The organism is Psychrobacter sp. ANT_H59 (assembly GCF_008369225.1).
Lineage (GTDB): Bacteria > Pseudomonadota > Gammaproteobacteria > Pseudomonadales > Moraxellaceae > Psychrobacter > Psychrobacter cryohalolentis.
This window is the reverse complement of sequence record NZ_VOBE01000004.1, coordinates 262,544-280,899: the sequence shown is the minus strand read 5'-3', so window position 1 is coordinate 280,899 and position 18,356 is coordinate 262,544. Positions and strand designations below refer to the sequence as shown.

Here is an 18,356-nt window from a genome sequence, read left to right as displayed (position 1 = left end):
TAAATTTTAAGCCTAATCTTTCTTTCTTATTCTTTTACTTGAGTTTCATAACAAGAGAACCGCCATTATGTTCCAACTTCATCATAAACTTGCTGCCGATAGTTTTTTAGTGGGTGATTTTCCACTATCAACCTGTCGCTTAATCAATGATTGCCAGTTTCCATGGTTGATATTGGTGCCACGAGTATCAGGCATCAAAGAATTGTATGAATTGTCTGAGGCAGACCAAACGCAGTTTTTGCGTGAATCGAGCTGGTTATCAAGTCAGCTCGCTAAAACTTTTCAGGCAGATAAAATGAATGTGGCAGCACTCGGTAATCAAGTACCACAGCTTCATTTTCATCATATTGTCCGCTATCAAAACGATATGCAGTGGCCAAATCCGGTATGGGGCGTTCCTGCAGTGCCTTATAGCAAAGAAGTATTGGCGCAAATGCAACAGACTTTGATGATGGCACTGCGCGGTCATCATCAAATGCCGTTTGATTGGCAGATGTAATTAACTACTTATTGATATTTAACATTGCTTGGTACATGTCAGTTAAAAAGAGTCAGATGTCTTATCTGGCTTTTTTGCCATTAGCTCGAACTTGATAATTATGTTCAGTACAAAGGTTTTGAGATGATGATTTCATTGACTTTGGTAACAAAATAAATGACAAACGGTATACTTTGAGGACTCAATGACATAGCTGTTAATAAAATTAGAACGTATAATGTACAAGTCAGCTATTTACTTTTTCTTATATTATTTATAAAGATAATGTACACGACCTATACTATCTTTATAAGCACCTTCAATGACCTCTCTGTTCTAAGCGAATTGCTATCATGTCCTTTTTAGACACCTTTAGCCCAAAAAAATCTATACAGGGTAATGATGTCTGTCGATTTGATTATCCTGAAGTCTTTGTCCTTATACTCAGCGTAATACTGCTCGCTATCCACTTTGACTTCAGTCCAACTTCGATGGCGCTTCTAGTCGTCGTCTGCTTACCTAGCCTCATGATTTTAATTTACAACTTTCGTCGTCAAAAAAGCTTTTGGACGTCTAATATAGTTATTATTTTATTGTCTACGGTTATAGGTTCTATTCAGCTTTGTCCTATTATCTCATTAAGTTTAGCGTCGTTGATCGGATTGCGTATTATTATTAGCAGCCCTGAGAATCATCTAAAGCTGGTTTCTGTATCCATCGTTACCATCATTATTTTTTACTACGTTAGTGTCATTTTGAGTAGTGCCGAGATAGATTGTCACACCACTTGGATAACGCCTATCATCTTGCTAGCAACGATGATCGTAATGCTTTGTCACTTTCGTCATATATATTATGAGTATATCCATTATGAGGCACGGGCTGAGCAAGTCGTTGGGCGCTTAAGTACGATGGTGTCGGTAATCAATAAGTTGACACGTTTCGTACCACCGCAAGTATGGGAGCCTATTGTCAAAGCGGACGGTCCGGTTACTGTCGCTAATAAACGCGCTAAGCTGACGATTATGTTTTCAGATATCGTTGGTTTCACTGAGCTGTCTGATAGCTTAAGTGCGGATAACTTGGCTGATATTTTAAACACGTATATGCACTGTATGACTTTGATCGCCAATAAACATGGGGCAGTATTAGATAAGTTTATTGGTGATGGCATGGTATGTTTTTTTGGAGAGCCTAATAGCCGTGGTCCGCGTCAAGATGCCCTAGATTGTGTAGCTATGGCAATAGATATGCGCCGTGAAATGCGCACATTGAGGCAAAAATGGCGATTGATGGGCTTTGAGGGATTATATATACGCGTAGGCATTAGCACAGGCTACTGTCATGTTGGTAACTTTGGTAGTAATAATCGTCTGAGCTATACGCTGATTGGCAAAGAGGCCAATCTGGCTTCAAGGCTTGAAGCTGTCGCTGGTAAGGGCGAAATATACATTAGCGAGAGCACTCACGACTATATCGCTCATGATTTTGACTGCGAATACGCAGGTGCTTTCCCGCTAAAAGGTTTTGATGATAAAGTAAGTGCTTGGAAAGTATTAGATCCAGATGAAAATAAAGGCAAGTTATCGAAATGGGTAGACCACACGCTTCCAGGTTTTAATCTGCATTTGAACTTTAGAGACATGCAAGATAACGATTATCAAGATATTAGAAGTCGTCTTAATCTTGCACTTGCACGTATTGAGCAAGAAGAACAATCTGCCGCTATTAAAATTGATGCAGCCAGCAAAAAAGAAGGGAAGCATAAATAATTTATAGCAATACTATAATGATAGTAAATAATTTTCTTTGCTCATGAATAGATTGTGATTACTTAAAGTATCAGATATTGGAATAGGAAAAAGCCAGCTATAAGACATAGTTGGCTTTTTTATGAGTATAAAGTCATCAATAATTAGTGATTTTCTTTGGCATGGTTCAAAGTGTACTTAGGAATTTCGATGGTTAAATCGTCATCCTCGAGCATCACCTGACAAGACAAGCGTGAATCAGGTTCCAGCCCCCAAGCACGGTCGAGTAAGTCAGCTTCGATATCATCCATCTCATCTAAGCTATTAAAACCTTTACGTACGACGACATGGCAAGTTGTACAAGCTTTTGACATCTCGCAAGCATGTTCAATCTTGATGCCTTTTTCTAATAAGGCTTTACATAAGTTTTCGCCTGCTGCTAATTCAACTTCGATGCCTTCAGGGCAAATTTCATGATGGGGTAGTACAGTGATTTTTGGCATAAGGTAGTCTATCCGGTGCTAATCCATTTAAAATAACATCTAAAAGTATAAAAATATGCTTAATTTGACACGTCAGTAATATGGTAAAGCATTTCTTTTACCAGTCTTTGGCGCTGGTACCTGCCATACTGGTCTTGACGCTTTGATTCATGATAAGAGCAGCAAAAGCGTCGCTATGCGGTTTAAGCGCCAGCTTTTTTGCATCAATAAGGGTTAAGTCATTGGTATCAAGCGCAACTTGCAAGTCTTGCATAGTGTGTGCCAAAGACTGCTTAGCATCTTCTGAAAGTAAAGCGTCAAAATCTTTCAATGCCGATTGCAGTGCCAGTATCTCACGTTCTGATTCAACCTTGGTTTCAATCAATGAGCGCGCGTTTTTGTCTTCTTCAGCGTATTTAAATCCTGCAATGAGTAACTGTTCTTTTTGTTCATCAGACAAGCCATAAGAGGGCACAATCTCAATTTTACTTTCGGTCTTGGTAGTGGTTTCTTGTGCACTCACTGTCAGTTGCCCATTAGCATCAATGCTAAAAGTCACTTCGATTCGCGCAAATCCCGCTTTCATAGGCGGAATACCGTATAGCTCAAAGCGTCCCAGTGAGCGGCAGTTATCGACAGTCTCGCGCTCACCTTGTACCACATGAATCACCATGCCAGTCTGGCCATCTTGATAAGTGGTAAATATTTGGCGTTTCTTAACTGGAATAGGGGTATTACGCGGGATAAGCACTTCAACCAAACCGCCCATGGTTTCAAGACCAAGCGATAGCGGAGTGATATCTAACAACAATAAATTATTATCACTATCACCGTTGACCAATTGATGTGCAGTTTGTGCCGCACCTAAAGCAACGACTTCATCTGGATTTAATCGACAAAGTGGCTGCTTTGCAAAAAAATCAGTAACCACTTGTTTAACAGCAGGCATGCGGGTCGAGCCGCCAACTAAAATAACTTCATCTAAGTCAGATGTTGAAATTTTGGCATCACGTAATACTTGTTCGCAAACGCTCAAGGTGCGGCGACTCACTGGGTCTACAATGACTAATAAATCTTCACGGCGCAATATGCCCTTAAAAGATTGCTCATTCACGACGATATCAATATCGACTTGCTCAGTATCCGTCAGTGCTTGTTTATAAGCTTTGGCTTGTTGGGCGAGTATCGACTTGTCATGCAGGCTGACGTCTTTAGGATCAATATTTAACTGCTTGATCAGCCAATTGGTCAATAAGCGATCGATATCATCACCACCAAGTGCACTATTACCACCTGTCGCTAGCACCTCAAAAACGCCATCGTTTAGTTTCAAAATCGACACATCAAACGTACCGCCGCCCAAATCATAGATAAGGTAATGTTTCTCGATACCTGCATCAGTTGCTTGGTCGAGTCCATAAGCAACCGCAGCTGCAGTAGGTTCGTTCAACAGACGCAGTACCTTGATGCCAGCTGCTTGAGCGGCGTCTTTAGTAGCTTGACGCTGTGCTTCATCAAAATAGGCAGGCACGGTAATGACCGCACCTTGAATGCTATCCTCAGGCAATGCGTGAGCAGCACGCTGTTCTAGCGCTGCTAAGATACGCGCTGACACTTCAACAGGAGATACGGCTCCTTGCGCAGTGACAAAAGCTGGCATTTCATCTTTGCCACCGCTTAGCTCATAAGGATGAGAGAATTTGATATCAGCTTGGCTACGACCCATAAAGCGCTTGGCTGAAATAATGGTATTTTTTGGATCATCTACTACGTGGGCGAGGGCGTCCGAACCAACCAATGGGCTACCTTCACTTGGATAATACACCACAGAAGGCAACAAGGTATCTGTCGCTGTGCTTGCTTGCAAAACTTGAGCTTTGCCTGAGCGTACCACGGCGACCAATGATCGCGTGGTACCAAGGTCAATGCCTAGGCCAAAACGATGCTCGTGAGGTCGGGTGCTTTGATTGGGTTCAGCAATTTGCATTAAGGACATAAGATAACTCAAAGATAAAATGAATAAGTGAAATGATACAAAGACGATAAATAGACTATGGTTAGTACAACATAAAATAGTTTTGCTATAAATGTTTGAATATAGAAACTAGCCATTAAAGGCTTTTAGAGTCAAGATTATACGAGATAATTGGTCTTACTTTAATCGTCGCTTTTTAAAACTTCTGAAACGTATTATAAATTGAGCCGTTATTATTATATTCAATAATAACGCTACTAATAAGCGCGTTAATTACACATATAAATCATCATCATCTAAATGTGTAGCTGCCGAAATTCCATCAATGGCTGTCACGACGTCAGCATTTAACTTCACCAGAAATTTCAGCTTTTGGGTAGAATCAATAGCGGTTTGCCAGTCTTGAGACTCATAAGCGTTTTTAAAGCTTGCTGACTGCTTTGCTAGACGTTCTATAATCTGTGGATGTAACTGCTTTAGCGTTGCTATGTCTTGAGCACCAATAGCGTCATCCAAATCCATACGCATTTCCATAGCGTCTTCTAAGAAGTCCAGATCTGCGATGGAATGCTCTAGACTTTGCGCTTGACCTGCCATATCTAACAAGTAGCTGGCTCGACTATCAGGCGAACTCAGAGTTTGATACCCTTGATTAATAAGCGCTGATGCTTGCTCAGATTGCTGCTGTACTTTTGCAATATTGGCTATATTTTTTGCTACATTGTCAGGATGATAGCGTTTTTGCAAAAAACGTAAACGCTGATCCAAATTGTCTTGTACAACCTCAAACTGTACGGGCTGCTCAAATAAGGCAAAAAAATTATCAAACTGTGGTTCTAATACGTTGTCTGTCATATCGTCTGCCTTTATTTTATTTATTATTTTAAGGGCTTCTATTTTATATAATAAAAACGGTTAAACCGTAAAAGACTCACCGCAGCCACATTCGCCTTTCTGATTAGGATTACTGAATTTAAAGCCTTCATTGAGACCTTCTTTTTCATAATCCATTAATAGACCATCGAGATATACCAAGCTTTTAGGGTCAATAAAAATACTAACACCAAGGCTCTCATAACGGGTGTCGTTTTCATCAGGGATATCGACGAACTCTAAAACATAAGCCAAGCCTGAACATCCTGCCGTACGAATACCCACTCGTATGCCTTCGCCTTTACCGCGATTGTCCAAAAACTCACGCACATGTTGAGCGGCGCGTTCTGTCATTTCAATCATGCCAACTCCCATTGACTATCAATAATAGGGATAAAAATTCAAAATAAATAACGAAATAAATAAAAGGTGACAATTACATAACCGTCATTGTCACCTCCTTGGCGTTAGCCGCTTTTTGGCAGCTTGCGCTTTCATACAGAGAACAAGTTGCTAAACAATATATATTAAACAGCTTATACACTACTTAATATAGCTGGTCATTTTAACGACGACTGGGCTCAAGCAGGAACATGCTTGCCTTTATAATCACTAATAGCAGCTTTAATCGCATCTTCTGCTAGTACAGAACAATGTACTTTTACTGGTGGCAATGCCAATTCTTCAGCAATGTGACTGTTTTTAATTTCACCAGCTTGATCCAAGCTTTTGCCTTTTAGCCACTCAGTAACGAGCGAGCTTGACGCAATGGCTGAACCACAACCGTAAGTTTTGAAGCGTGCATCTTCGATAATACCGTTATCATCGACTTGGATTTGTAAACGCATGACATCACCACAGGCTGGTGCGCCGACCATACCAGTGCCGACGTTTTTGGCATTTTTATCAAGATTGCCAACGTTGCGTGGATTTTCGTAATGATCAATAACTTGGTCACTATAGGCCATGGGGTTTTCTCCTGGTTAGATGATGAGCTGTCATTTAATGACTGTCTTCGTTAATGGGTTACTGGCTCATCGATAATTGGGGTCAAACACTTAATGTATAATTGTCTGATTCATTAGCTATGGCGATATTTTTATGTTTAATAGAAAAAGTAAATAAAAATATCGCTGTTGCCATTATTTTTAAAATTATAAAGCTTAAATGTAGTATCAGTGCTCAGACCATTCTACTGAATCTAAATCAACGCCTTCTTGATACATATCCCAAAGTGGCGATAGCGCACGTAATTTATCAACAGCTTGATGCATCTGGGTGATAACCGTATCAATGTCTTCTTCAGTAGTATAACGACCAAAGCTAAATCTGATTGAGCTATGTGCCAACTCATCTGGGCGACCAATAGCGCGCAAGACATAAGATGGCTCAAGAGTCGCTGACGTACAAGCTGAACCTGATGAGACAGCTAAGTCTTTTAGCGACATCATCAGTGATTCGCCTTCAACAAAGTTAAAGCTGATATTTACAATATTAGGTACGCTGTTTTCTAAATCACCGTTTAGATAAATCTCTTCAATATCTTGTAGACCATCCCACAGTTTTTGGCGTAATTTTGCCGCATGTGCATTGTCTTCTTGATAGCGCTGATTAGCTAACTCAAATGCTGCGCCAAGACCTACGATTTGGTGAGTCGGCAACGTACCTGAACGCATACCGCGCTCATGACCACCGCCATGCTGCTCGGCTTTTAGGCGAATACGCGGCTTGCGACTAACGAATAGGGCACCAATACCTTTAGGACCATAAGCTTTATGACCTGAGAAACTCATTAAGTCAATTTTCATCTCTGCAAGGTTGATAAGTACTTTACCAACAGACTGTGCGCCATCAACGTGAAAAACAACACCCGCTTCGCGCGTGATTTCACCAATCGCTGCAACATCAGTCACCGTACCAAGCTCATTATTCACCATCATGAGAGACACTAAGATAGTATCTTCACGCAGAGCTTCTTTTACTTGCTCTGGTAAAATCATGCCAGTGCTTGGCTGCGGCTCAAGATACGTAATCTCAAAACCTTCTTGCTCAAGCTCACGGCAGGTATCTAATACCGCTTTATGCTCAATTTTACTGGTAATAATATGCTTACCACGAGACTGATAAAAATGAGCAGCACCTTTGATGGCTAAGTTATCAGATTCTGTCGCACCAGAGGTAAAGACGATTTCGCGAGGATCAGCATTGATAACCTCAGCAACTTGCTGACGAGCCGTTTCTACCGCTTCTTCTGCTTGCCAGCCGTAGCCATGCGAGCGTGATGCTGGGTTACCAAAGATGCCATCTACCGTCAGATATTCGCTCATCTTGGCAGCGACTGACTTAGCAACTGGCGTCGTGGCGGCATAATCTAAATATATAAGGGTGTTATGTTGGCTCATGCTGGGTTTGCCTCGCTGGTCGATAAAGTAATAGTGTTAATGTCTTTTATAGAAATATCTTTTAGAGCATCGCTGTGCTGCCGGTCTGATACAGACTGCACGTGCTCCATGTTTAATAATTGCGCTAATGTTATATTTTTCAAGTACTGCTCTACATGATTTGATAATGCACACCACAAATCATGGGTCAGACACATTGTACCACCTTGGCAGTCGCCGCGTCCTTCACACTGCATGGCATTGACCGATTCATCGACAGCAGAGATGATACTCATGACATCAATCTGATCAAGTGGCTTTGCTAAATAATAGCCACCTGCTGCGCCGCGAATACTAGTGACCAAACCACGCTTACGAAGTTTTGAGAATAACTGCTCAAGGTAGGATATAGAAATGGACTGTCGCTTGGCAATGTCGGATAAAGACACCGCGCTTTCTTGTTGGCTGGTTTGTAATGCCAAATCTAGCAAAGCGGTCACGGCATATCTGCCTCGAGTAGTTAAACGCATGTGTTATCTCCAAACTTTTTAAGGATAATTTTATTTAACAACGATCTTAGTATCGGTCAGATGGTTAAGAGATAGCCAGTCACATATAAATAGCTATGCTGCTAATAAGAAAAATCATCTGTCGACTAAGTGTGTCTTATCGTTATTAAACAACAGATGGTTTACCCGATGTGTGCAACGATAAGGTAATTATACTCAATCCCGAGTAATTTAGTCAAGATTAAAGTGTGGTTGAATGGTTAGTGATATTAATGACGATGATTGATAAAAACAATGATTGAAGATAAAACGAAAAAAGCGCTTGATAGACGATCTGTCATATCAAACGCTCTTAAGAGATATTTTTAAAAAATCATCTATACATCAGGTTGTTTTTTGAACATTAATTCATCACAAACAGTGCAATGATGGCAGCAAGAGCAATGATAGAAGCAATTACTGTCGTGATGATAAAAGTCTTTTGTTTGCTTTGTAACTCTTTGACAGCGATTTCGAGCTCACGATTTTTGATGGTCAAAGTAGTAATTTCGATCTGCTGTTCTTTAATACGTAGCTTGTAGCTTTCTTTTTTATCTGCCATTTCCGCTTCGGTCGGCTTGGGCTTGCTTTTACCGCCCTTAATCTTTTTGATTAAGCCTTGAATTAAGCTACCTAGACCAAGCTGCATAATAAATTGCTTAACCAGCTGAACCTGTACCGTTTCACCACGCATTTGCAGCTTTTCAGTGGTTTCACTATCATGCGTGGTAATGGCATTAATCACTTGCAGGCTATAAGCATTGATCACGACATCAGGCTCACTGCGACCAATAGGTAGCCTGTCATCTAATAACACGCCTTTGGTACTAAAAGTAGCGAACACCTCTACGTGTGGTAGATATAATCTAAGCGCAACGACAGTTTCTTGCTTAGCAAGTGGATAAGCGGCTTTACGGAGTTCTGGATCTAAACGTAACAATAGGGTCAGCGTCGATTCGATAAACACCAAGATGACATTAAGAAAAGAGTGAGACAACGTAGAACGCTTCATGTAAATAATCCGTTTTTATTGTTCAAATAAAACATAATAAGATAAGTAAGGGTTAAAACCGACCCAAAGTATGCAATGACATTGCGCTTATAGTAACGCCTTTATGATAAAAAGTAACGCGGGTTTCTGTCAGTTGCAAAATTATTACCTGACAATAATTCTTTTATTTCATGCGTTAACTATCATAGTTTATAGTTGGCGTTGATAAACATCAGCGTCTAGATAAGGGCTCAGCAAACAAAAGCTAAAATAGCGTTTTTGTCATCATATTGCAGCAGGTTTAGGTAACATTGGGTGTCAAATACGTTGTAGAGTGCACAAAAATATGTAAAATTGCTTGCGCTCCTTATGTTGCCTTGCTATAAAGGCGATAACAAAGCAAAACCTGTTTATGCATAAGCCAAGTGGTTTTTATTGCTTAAGTGCTCTGAGGGCGATACAATGCTTGGCGTGAGCGTTTTTTTACCCCCTAAAACTTGAAGGAAATTTTATGAATAAGTCAGAATTAATTGATAGCATTGCTGAGAAAAGTGGTCTAAATAAAACTCAAGCTGGCGATGCATTGAACGCAGTTATGGAAAGCGTTGGCGAAGCTCTAGAAGCTGGCGATAGCATTTCACTAGTTGGTTTTGGTACTTTTAGCGTAAAAGACCGTAAAGCACGTACTGGCCGTAACCCTAAGACTGGTGAAGAGCTAAGTATCCCAGCTAGCAAAGTACCAAGCTTTAAAGCTGGTAAAAACCTAAAAGAACGCTTGAACTAAGCCGTATCTATTTAAAGACAGTCGCAGCTTATGGCGTGATACACGAATAAGAACGGCGTCTGTTGACGGTAAAGTGATAAAAAGTGATGGCTCATAACAGCTATGAGCGACTCATCAAAAAAGCACCTAGATAATAGGTGCTTTTTTTAGTGCTGTGGTTTGTATTATATCGCCCGAATATTTTGAGTCTGCATCAAAAATCACGTATCATAGGGCGCGCGACAGAGATGTTGTTCGAACAAAGACGGTGTTATCCGCCTTGAGCAACCATAATAAAATGTACCCCTTCTTAGTTTTACCATTTTCTTACCATTGCCAGCTTGTAGAGCGTTGATATTATTAATAGTATTACAATGGTTTTTCATCAATATAGGTTAATAAAGCAGAGATAACTATGGATAAATTGCGCGATTTCTTAAAAAGCTGGCCGGGTCGCATTTTATTGATTTTATGCCTATCGCCGCTCGCTCTATTGGGCGTCGAAAGCTACTTTGGGGGTAATGTCGATCCCAATCAGATCGCTCAGGTAGGGGAAGCGAGTATCGGCCTATCAGAGTATCAAACGGCAGTAAACAATCGCCGTACTGAGCTTTTAGACCAAGTTGATGATGCCAGTTTATTAAATGAAGATGTGCTACATGAGCAAGTGTTAAAAGGTCTGATTGACCGCACCTTGCTAGAGCAGCAGGCTGGCAAGCTTGGTATGACCGTCTCTGATGACACCATCAATCGTCTGTTGCGTCAAGAAGAGATCTTTAAAGGTGCAGATGGCGAGTTTTCAAATGATCAGTTTGCAAGCTTTTTACGTCAACGCAATATGACAAAAAATCAGCTGTTTGATGAGTTCCGCAATCAGTTGAGCTTAGATCAGCTGAATGCCAGTATCGTTGGTACTGCTGCCTATCCGATGAAAGCAGTCAGTCAACTGATTGATTTACAGCTAGAGGCACGCAATATTTGGCTACATCGTTTTAATTGGCAAGATTATGTGTCAAAAGTTAAATTGAGTAAAAATGACATTCAAGCGTATTATGATGCCGATAAAGACACGCTAAAGAGCGCTGCTATGGTCGATTTGGCTTACTTGCAGCTTAGTCCTCAGACCATCCAAGTAAACGAGGTCACTAAAGAGGACTTACAGCAGCAGTACGAAGCCTATAAGCAAAGCCTTGCCGTCGTCGATGAGCGTAAGATTAGCCAAATCTTATTAACTGGTAGCGATGCCAAAGCACGTGCTGATAAAATTAAAGCGCGTCTTGCCAAAGGTGAAGCCTTTGCGAAGGTTGCTAAAGCTGAGTCAGATGATCCATCAGGCGAAACAGGCGGCGATATCGGACGCTTTAATCCTTCAGTATTTGGCAATGACGCTGCAGCAGTAGAAACAGCGTTAGAAGGTTTGATTGTAGGCGATATCAGCGTACCGGTAAAGACCAGCTTTGGCTATCAGATATTTACCGTGACTGAAGATAATGGTAACAAGATACCAAGCCTTGAGAGTATGCGTGATGAGTTAATTGCCAAAGCAAAAGAATACAAGCGTCAAGAAATCTACGCTGACAAAGTAACGGCGATTAACGATTTAGCCGCAGATGGGTTTAGTATTGAAGATATTGCTCAGCAAGAAAACGTGTCATTAAAACGTCTTAAAGATTACCGTAAAGAGAATAATAAATCTGTCCTTGCTCAGCCAGCGGTGATTAAACAAGCGTTTGATGAGTTTACCATTCAAGACCAAGCGGTCACCGCTGGTATTGAAGTTGGTAATGGCACAGTATGGGTACAGCCAAGTAACTATCGTCCGACCAAAACATTGTCTTTAACTGCTGCGACGCCTAGAATCACGCAGTTATTACGTCAGCAAAAGGCTAGTGAATTGGCATTAAATGATGCGAAAAAACTTGCGGCTGGTATTAAGACTACCGTTGATATCAATAAGCAAGGGGTAACATTCCAAGCGCTTGGTGAGATCAATCGTCAGACTACGCAGCTGACGGAAAAAGAGCGCGGCTTAGCGTTTAGTAAGCAAGCACCTGAGAACGGTGTGGTTGCCGTAGCAAGTAAAACAGAAATGGGCGCAACGGTATTGGTTGGTGACCGTATCAAAACAGAGCAGCAATCACCATTATCTGCCGCCCAAAGAGCGCAAACGGCAGCGATTATCCGTGATAATTTAGGCCAAGATCAGTTGCAAGATTACTTAGACTATTTGCGTTTGGTGTATAAGGTTGAGATTAATAAAGCCAATATGGAAAATGCTCAAGGGCGATAAGTACTTTGTGCTCTATCCATTCTAAATAAAGCTATTTTTAACCATAAAAAAAGCCACTGTAATCATACAGTGGCTTTTTTTATTCAAGGGTAAGCATTTTTAATACTGATAATAATTGATAATGAATTAATGACGGAAATGACGCATACCCGTGAATACCATGGCGATACCGTGCTCATTTGCCGCAGCAATGGTTTCATCATCACGCATAGAGCCACCTGGTTGGATGATCGCTGCGATACCTACTTCGGCAGCATTATCGATACCATCACGGAATGGGAAGAAAGCATCAGATGCCATAACCGCGCCTTCGGTTGCAAGTCCAGCGTGCTCCGCTTTAATAGCAGCGATACGGGCTGAGTTAACACGGCTCATCTGACCTGCGCCGACACCAATGGTACGCTGACCTTTAGCATAAACGATGGCGTTAGATTTGACGTATTTTGCAACGTTCCAGCTAAACAGTAAGTCAGCAATTTGTGCTTCGGTTGGTTGCACGTCTGTGACGATTTTTAAATCATTGGCAGTAATTAATCCTAAATCTTGCTCTTGCACCAGTAAGCCACCATTGACGCGCTTGTAATCAAGCTGGCGGTCACGTAACTCAGGTGCTGGCAAGTCGCCGCAGACCAAAACGCGCACGTTTTTCTTGCTAGCTGTCGTTTCAAGGACACCGTCTTCAATGCTTGGGGCAATAATGACTTCAACAAACTGATTGTCGATAATAGCTTTAGCAGCGGCAAGTGTTAACGGGCGGTTAAAAGCGATAATGCCGCCAAAAGAAGATTCAGGATCGGTGCTGAAGGCAGTGCGATATGCTGCTACTTGATCAGTGTCGACAGCAACGCCGCAAGGGTTGGCATGTTTGACAATCACACAGGCAGGCGTACTAAAAGCTTTCACACATTCAAGCGCGGCATCAGTATCGGCGATATTGTTATAAGACAATGCTTTGCCTTGCAATTGCTTAGCAGTAGCAATAGATGCTTGCTTGCTTTTTAAAGCATTGTTTTCAACATAGAACGCTGCTTTTTGATGCGGGTTTTCACCATAGCGCAGGTCTTGCACTTTTTCTAGCTGAACGTTAAAGGTACGTGAAAAATCTTCCGGCTCTTGATTCTCATTAATACGGCTGCCTAAGAAGTTGGCAATCATCCCGTCGTATTGTGCCGTATGCTCAAACGCTTTAACCGCTAAATCGTAGCGTAAGGCATGGGTTAATGTCGTCCCATCTCCTAATGCTTCAAGTACACGCGTATAATCAGCTGGATCAGTCACAATACCAACGTGTGCATGATTCTTTGCCGCTGAACGTACCATAGTAGGTCCGCCAATATCGATATTTTCGATGGCATCATTCATGGTAACGTCACTACGGGCAATCGTTTCTGCAAATGGATAAAGGTTTACGACTACCAAATCAATACGCTCAATCGCGTGCTCACTCATCACTGCATCATCTGTGCCGCGGCGTCCCAAAATGCCACCGTGAATCTTGGGATGAAGCGTTTTAACCCTACCATCCATCATCTCAGGGAAACCCGTATAGTCTGATACTTCAGTGACAGCGACATTATGCTCTGTGAGTAAACGGAAAGTACCGCCAGTCGATAACAGACCAAAACCTGCTTTAATCAGACCTTGAGCGAACTCAACGATATTGGATTTATTGGAGACCGACAGTAGTGCTAGTGGGGCTTTACTCATAAAAAAATTTCCATAAAAAAAGCCTGACGTAAACGTCTGGCAAGGTAACAATGACAATCAGTATAGAGCATATCGTGAGTGATAAGATCATAAACTACAAACTGCCATACATAATATCAGTTAGGGTAGGTAAGCGTTTCATAAATAGGATTGATGGTACTTATTAATAAGTCAGATTTATCAAAAATATTATTTATAGTATTACATTAAACCATATATTTTGAGCTTTTTGCGTAGTGTACCGCGATTTAGACCTAAAATCTGTGCACACTTGGTTTGATTACCACGGCTTTTTTCTAGTACCACAGACAGCAAAGGTTGCTCTATCTCTTTTAAAATAAGCTCATATAAGTCAGTTGGTATCTCATCACCTAACATTGCAAAATATTGACGCACCACGCGTTCAACATGTATCCGTAATGGCTCATGCGCATGACCTGTGTCATCTAAAGCAGATTCCACATTACGGATTGAGCGATGGTAGTCCTCTTCATAATAATCAAGATTACCAGCGCTTTTGTTAACATGACTGGCATTATACTGTGCCTGTGGTGTCATAAGATAATGTCCTTGGGGTTAAAGAGTAAAACCATGAGGCTCTCGTTGGCTATTATATCAAAATCAGCAGCGATCATCTTAAGAAGATGAGGTTAATGAGCGAATATCAGTCAGCGAACATCAGTAAATGGGATTAATAGCAATTTTACTAATTTGAGCATTGGCAATAGGTACCGTAAAGAGTAACTGCTTACGACCATTAGAAGCTAATTGACTTTGTTTGCCAACCAAGTACTTATCTGGTGGAGCGATAAACTCACCAATCAGCGCATGGGCACCATATACACTGACTTTTATATGAGGATATAGCTGTGCTTGTGAGCTTTGATTATTTAGAGTAGCGCTTATATCACTAGAATCAGCTGCACTGTTTATTTGACCGGCTCGGTATCCGATATCACTCATAGTTAATGCAGTCAAGTCAGCACTGGGCAGGCTACAAGCTGCAATCGTACATATCGTCTGTAAGCGCTGAGCATGTGCAGGATTTTTAACTAAGTTATTTAAGTTAAACATAATGTACTGAGCAAAAAGTAGTAGTACTAGCACCAAACAGCCTAATGTCCATAGTAATGAAGCTACTGAACGATGGGATGGTGTTGGTGAGAATGTGGCTTGCGCTTGTAATCTTTTGGCATGTGCCGCTTTATTACGGTCTTCTTCTTTAAAGTCGACGCCCATACTAATGAGTAATTGCGATAAATCAGTATCATTGGTTGGCGTATCTTCGGGTGGGTGCTGTTCTTTCAGCAGTTTTTCGAGCCACGAGTCATCAGCATCATTATCAATATTGGCATGAATACTGTTAGCCGCCGTTGAGCTTAAAGCCACTTCTGCGGATGAAGGAGAGCGGTTTGAAGGCTTAGTAGAGGTAGAAGTTTCTTCAAATAAATCAATAGATTTATCTGAATGTTTATCTAATTTTTTCGCAGTACTTCTTTCTGATATAGCACTTTGGGTAGCGTTATTGTTATCAGTGGCTTGTGTAAGCCAAGCATCCATACTATCTAGTGAGTCGTATTTTAGACTCTTGTCAGCAGATGCCCCAATATCGATATCGTCATGAATCATGTCATCATGTATCATATCGTCATGAATTAAGATATCTGTATCATTTAAGTTTGCAGCAGCTAAAATAGAATGTTTCTTATGAGAGGTTATGTCATTAATTTTCTTATCACGCTCGCTAGAAACTTCTGTACTTGTCAGCTTACGATTGCTGTCTATACCAGCAGTGACGATAAGATTGTTATTCACCAAAAACATTTGCTGGCAATGTTCACAACAGACTGTCGCGGTTTTTTGATTTAACTGGGTATTTTTTATATTAAAAATGGTATGACAATGAGGACACTGGGTTTTAATGGGTGTGGTCATAGAGTTGAATCCAAAAAGGTATCAGTAGGAATACCGTATAGCCACTCACCAACCGCTGCCAATTACTTCAATGTCATTGTTGAAGTATTATTAATTATAAACTACAGGCAACTCTAGAGTAGCGCCAAATACACAACATTTAACTACTACTCTATCGTAACAGATGTAATTTAATGTTGCTAGCCTGTAAATGTACCAGACAATCTCTGCCAATGTTGATCTTCTTGTGCAGTAAAAGCATGCTTAGGATCAAGCGCAAAATAAGGCTGATACGCTTCGGTCACTTGCTCAGTTTGTGATTCAATCAAACCGGCAAGGACGATGCGACTTTTTGGTGCCATCAAGGTGACAAAATAAGGCGCTAGACCTATCAGTGGCTTGGCTAAAATATTGGCAACCATTACTTCTACAGGCGCTATATTTTGCTGTTGCCAAAAGGCAGTGAAGTCCTCTGGTAAAAACGCTTGCAAACGATTGTCGACCGAATTGCGTGCTGCATTTTGATTGGTTGCCAGTACCGCTTGCGGGTCAATGTCCACCGCATAAACATGGCGCGCGCCTAATAATAAGGCAGCGATACCCAAGATACCTGAGCCGCAACCATAATCAATCACTACTTTATCTGTAAGGTCCTGCTCAGTTAGCCAATCAAGACATAGGCGAGTGGTCGCATGGTAGCCAGTACCAAATGCCAAGCCTGGATCCATTATGATGTTTGTCGCTTCAGGATTGGGCGGAGTCAGCCAATTAGGTACAATCCACAAGTCATTGGCACACTCAATGGGTTTGTAATTGGACATCCATTCACGCTCCCAATCTTTGTCATCGACAGCACTTACCCAACTACGGCTCGCCTGCACTTGGGCTGCAATCTCATGACTGAGTTGCTCGATAACATCACGAGTTCCAGTCTCTATCGTAGCATCGAAGAGCCCTGTTAAAATTACCTCGTCCCATAGTGGTGATTCACCAGGAAGTGGCTCAAATAAAGGTTGGTCGCCTGCATCATCAAGTGCAATAGATAGCGCGCCTGCTTCTAATAATAGCGCTTCAGCAAGATCTACGTTGTCTTTTTCACACTGTAAGTGAAGTTGTTGCCATGCCATAAAAGTAACCTTGTTTCAAAATAAAAAATAGATAATAAAAATTAACGACCGACTATAAAAGCCTATTTTAGCGCTTATATAGTCAGTCGTCATGGTTAATCAAAAAGATAATACTATTAGCGTAATGCTTGTTTGGCTTCTTTTATCACCCGTGCATTACCTTGTGCTTGTCCAGACTGTAGAATAATTTGCCATAGCGCACGGCGGCGACTGCTGTCTTGAGAGACACTAAGCCCACGCCGTCCCATTGCTTCAGCCTTACGCGGCTGATTTTTTTTGAGTGCCACTTGCGCAAGATAAAAATATACCGCTGATGATTTGGGTGCTAGGCGCTGAGCTCGGGTGAAGCTGCTCTCAGCGCTATTGAGATTACCTGCCTTTAATTGCTCAGTGCCCACTTGCATCAGGTTACGAAAGGCGGGCAAGTTGCTATTATTGTTGGTGGTTTTCTGACTGCGCTGCGAGTTCTGCCGCGCACGCTCTAGTAGCTCATTATGCGACGGGATAGATGGCACATATATCACTTCATCTTCACGAGCAGGCGTGAGGATCACGGTATCAGGCTGAGTTACGATCGGAGTTTGACTCGTGCTTTGATTAGACCCCAAGATTACAGGTGGCTTTTCTGTTACCGATTCCGTTGGCGACTCTATTGATACAGGTGGATGATAAGGCTCGATAGGATAATTATCGTCAGTCTTATCAGCTTCAGTACTCTCAACACTTTCATAACTACTATGATCAGTGCTAGAGGTTTGCGTCACTATTGTGGATTGTTCAGGTTGCGTCGTTTTTTGACTACTGGTTGATGGGAAGGTTTGAGCAGAAGGCGCTTTTATTGAAGTTGGTGCAGTCTGACAAGCACTCAAACTTAGCATGCCAAAACAAGCGCTAATTAAAAGAGCTGTATGCAAATGCTTTGGCTGTTTTTTGGACTGAGCTTCAATCGTCTGCTGAGTCAACAACGCTTGCAATATAGATAACGCCATATTAAAACCCTTTCTAAGTTTTAAAAATCTTAAAATCGTTCAGCTACTAACCTTTTAAAGTCAAATTTTCAGCTATCACGACTGAAA

The 18,356-nt window shown here is 41.4% G+C and carries 17 protein-coding genes; 4 read left to right on the top strand and 13 right to left on the bottom strand.

Annotated elements, in window-relative coordinates; all coding sequences use genetic code 11:
* Positions 1-67: 67 nt before the first annotated feature.
* Together FQ083_RS08765 and FQ083_RS08760 are read left to right on the top strand one after the other, a co-directional pair.
* Positions 68-499, top strand: a complete 432-nt coding sequence (locus FQ083_RS08765) for an HIT domain-containing protein (protein ID WP_011513989.1) — start codon at positions 68-70, stop codon at positions 497-499.
* A 332-nt stretch (positions 500-831) separates the two neighbouring features.
* Positions 832-2,250 (top strand): adenylate/guanylate cyclase domain-containing protein, encoded by a 1,419-nt coding sequence (locus FQ083_RS08760; protein ID WP_149409578.1) that lies wholly within the window; start codon positions 832-834, stop codon positions 2,248-2,250.
* Positions 2,251-2,393: 143 nt separating this feature from the next.
* Here FQ083_RS08760 and fdx read toward each other — a convergent pair whose 3' ends face one another.
* From fdx to FQ083_RS08720, 8 genes are all read right to left on the bottom strand, one after another.
* Positions 2,394-2,732 carry an ISC system 2Fe-2S type ferredoxin gene (gene fdx / locus FQ083_RS08755; protein WP_149409577.1) on the bottom strand — a complete coding sequence of 113 codons (339 nt, stop codon included), beginning with the start codon at positions 2,730-2,732 and terminating at the stop codon, positions 2,394-2,396.
* Positions 2,733-2,829: 97 nt separating this feature from the next.
* A complete protein-coding gene (gene hscA, locus FQ083_RS08750; protein WP_149409576.1) occupies positions 2,830-4,707 on the bottom strand; it encodes a Fe-S protein assembly chaperone HscA in 1,878 nt (625 codons plus the stop codon).
* 252 nt (positions 4,708-4,959) lie between these two features.
* A complete protein-coding gene (gene hscB / locus FQ083_RS08745) occupies positions 4,960-5,541 on the bottom strand; it encodes a Fe-S protein assembly co-chaperone HscB (RefSeq protein WP_149409575.1) in 582 nt (193 codons plus the stop codon).
* Positions 5,542-5,601: 60 nt separating this feature from the next.
* Positions 5,602-5,922 (bottom strand): iron-sulfur cluster assembly protein IscA, encoded by a 321-nt coding sequence (gene iscA, locus FQ083_RS08740; RefSeq protein WP_011280745.1) that lies wholly within the window; start codon positions 5,920-5,922, stop codon positions 5,602-5,604.
* A 218-nt stretch (positions 5,923-6,140) separates the two neighbouring features.
* Positions 6,141-6,527, bottom strand: a complete 387-nt coding sequence (iscU, locus tag FQ083_RS08735) for a Fe-S cluster assembly scaffold IscU (protein ID WP_011513983.1) — start codon at positions 6,525-6,527, stop codon at positions 6,141-6,143.
* A gap of 207 nt (positions 6,528-6,734) precedes the next feature.
* Positions 6,735-7,961, bottom strand: a complete 1,227-nt coding sequence (locus FQ083_RS08730) for an IscS subfamily cysteine desulfurase (protein WP_149409574.1) — start codon at positions 7,959-7,961, stop codon at positions 6,735-6,737.
* On the bottom strand, positions 7,958-8,470 hold the full coding sequence (locus FQ083_RS08725) for an Rrf2 family transcriptional regulator (protein ID WP_011513981.1): 513 nt from the start codon (positions 8,468-8,470) through the stop codon (positions 7,958-7,960). Before FQ083_RS08725 ends, FQ083_RS08730 begins: the two co-directional genes overlap by 4 nt.
* Positions 8,471-8,852: 382 nt before the next feature.
* Positions 8,853-9,500, bottom strand: a complete 648-nt coding sequence (locus FQ083_RS08720; RefSeq protein ID WP_149409573.1) for a hypothetical protein — start codon at positions 9,498-9,500, stop codon at positions 8,853-8,855.
* Positions 9,501-9,990: 490 nt separating this feature from the next.
* Here FQ083_RS08720 and FQ083_RS08715 point away from each other — a divergent pair, with 490 nt between their 5' ends.
* Both FQ083_RS08715 and FQ083_RS08710 read left to right on the top strand, forming a co-directional pair.
* Complete coding sequence (locus FQ083_RS08715; protein WP_011513979.1) at positions 9,991-10,263, top strand: HU family DNA-binding protein; 273 nt, start codon at positions 9,991-9,993, stop codon at positions 10,261-10,263.
* Positions 10,264-10,657: 394 nt separating this feature from the next.
* The gene (locus tag FQ083_RS08710; RefSeq protein ID WP_149409572.1) at positions 10,658-12,532 is read left to right on the top strand and encodes a SurA N-terminal domain-containing protein; all 1,875 of its coding nucleotides are present in this window, start codon (positions 10,658-10,660) and stop codon (positions 12,530-12,532) included.
* A gap of 126 nt (positions 12,533-12,658) precedes the next feature.
* On the opposite strand, the gene purH is transcribed toward FQ083_RS08710, so the two are convergent.
* The 5 genes from purH to FQ083_RS08685 all read right to left on the bottom strand — a co-directional run bounded on the left by purH (position 12,659) and on the right by FQ083_RS08685 (position 18,269).
* Positions 12,659-14,239 (bottom strand): bifunctional phosphoribosylaminoimidazolecarboxamide formyltransferase/IMP cyclohydrolase, encoded by a 1,581-nt coding sequence (gene purH / locus FQ083_RS08705; RefSeq protein WP_149409571.1) that lies wholly within the window; start codon positions 14,237-14,239, stop codon positions 12,659-12,661.
* A 201-nt stretch (positions 14,240-14,440) separates the two neighbouring features.
* The gene (gene fis, locus FQ083_RS08700; RefSeq protein ID WP_088591987.1) at positions 14,441-14,701 is read right to left on the bottom strand and encodes a DNA-binding transcriptional regulator Fis; all 261 of its coding nucleotides are present in this window, start codon (positions 14,699-14,701) and stop codon (positions 14,441-14,443) included.
* Positions 14,702-14,917: 216 nt separating this feature from the next.
* Positions 14,918-16,174, bottom strand: a complete 1,257-nt coding sequence (locus FQ083_RS08695) for a DUF3426 domain-containing protein (protein WP_149409570.1) — start codon at positions 16,172-16,174, stop codon at positions 14,918-14,920.
* A gap of 179 nt (positions 16,175-16,353) precedes the next feature.
* On the bottom strand, positions 16,354-17,280 hold the full coding sequence (gene prmA / locus FQ083_RS08690) for a 50S ribosomal protein L11 methyltransferase (RefSeq protein WP_149409569.1): 927 nt from the start codon (positions 17,278-17,280) through the stop codon (positions 16,354-16,356).
* Positions 17,281-17,396: 116 nt separating this feature from the next.
* Complete coding sequence (locus tag FQ083_RS08685; RefSeq protein ID WP_149409568.1) at positions 17,397-18,269, bottom strand: tetratricopeptide repeat protein; 873 nt, start codon at positions 18,267-18,269, stop codon at positions 17,397-17,399.
* Positions 18,270-18,356: the final 87 nt, after the last annotated feature.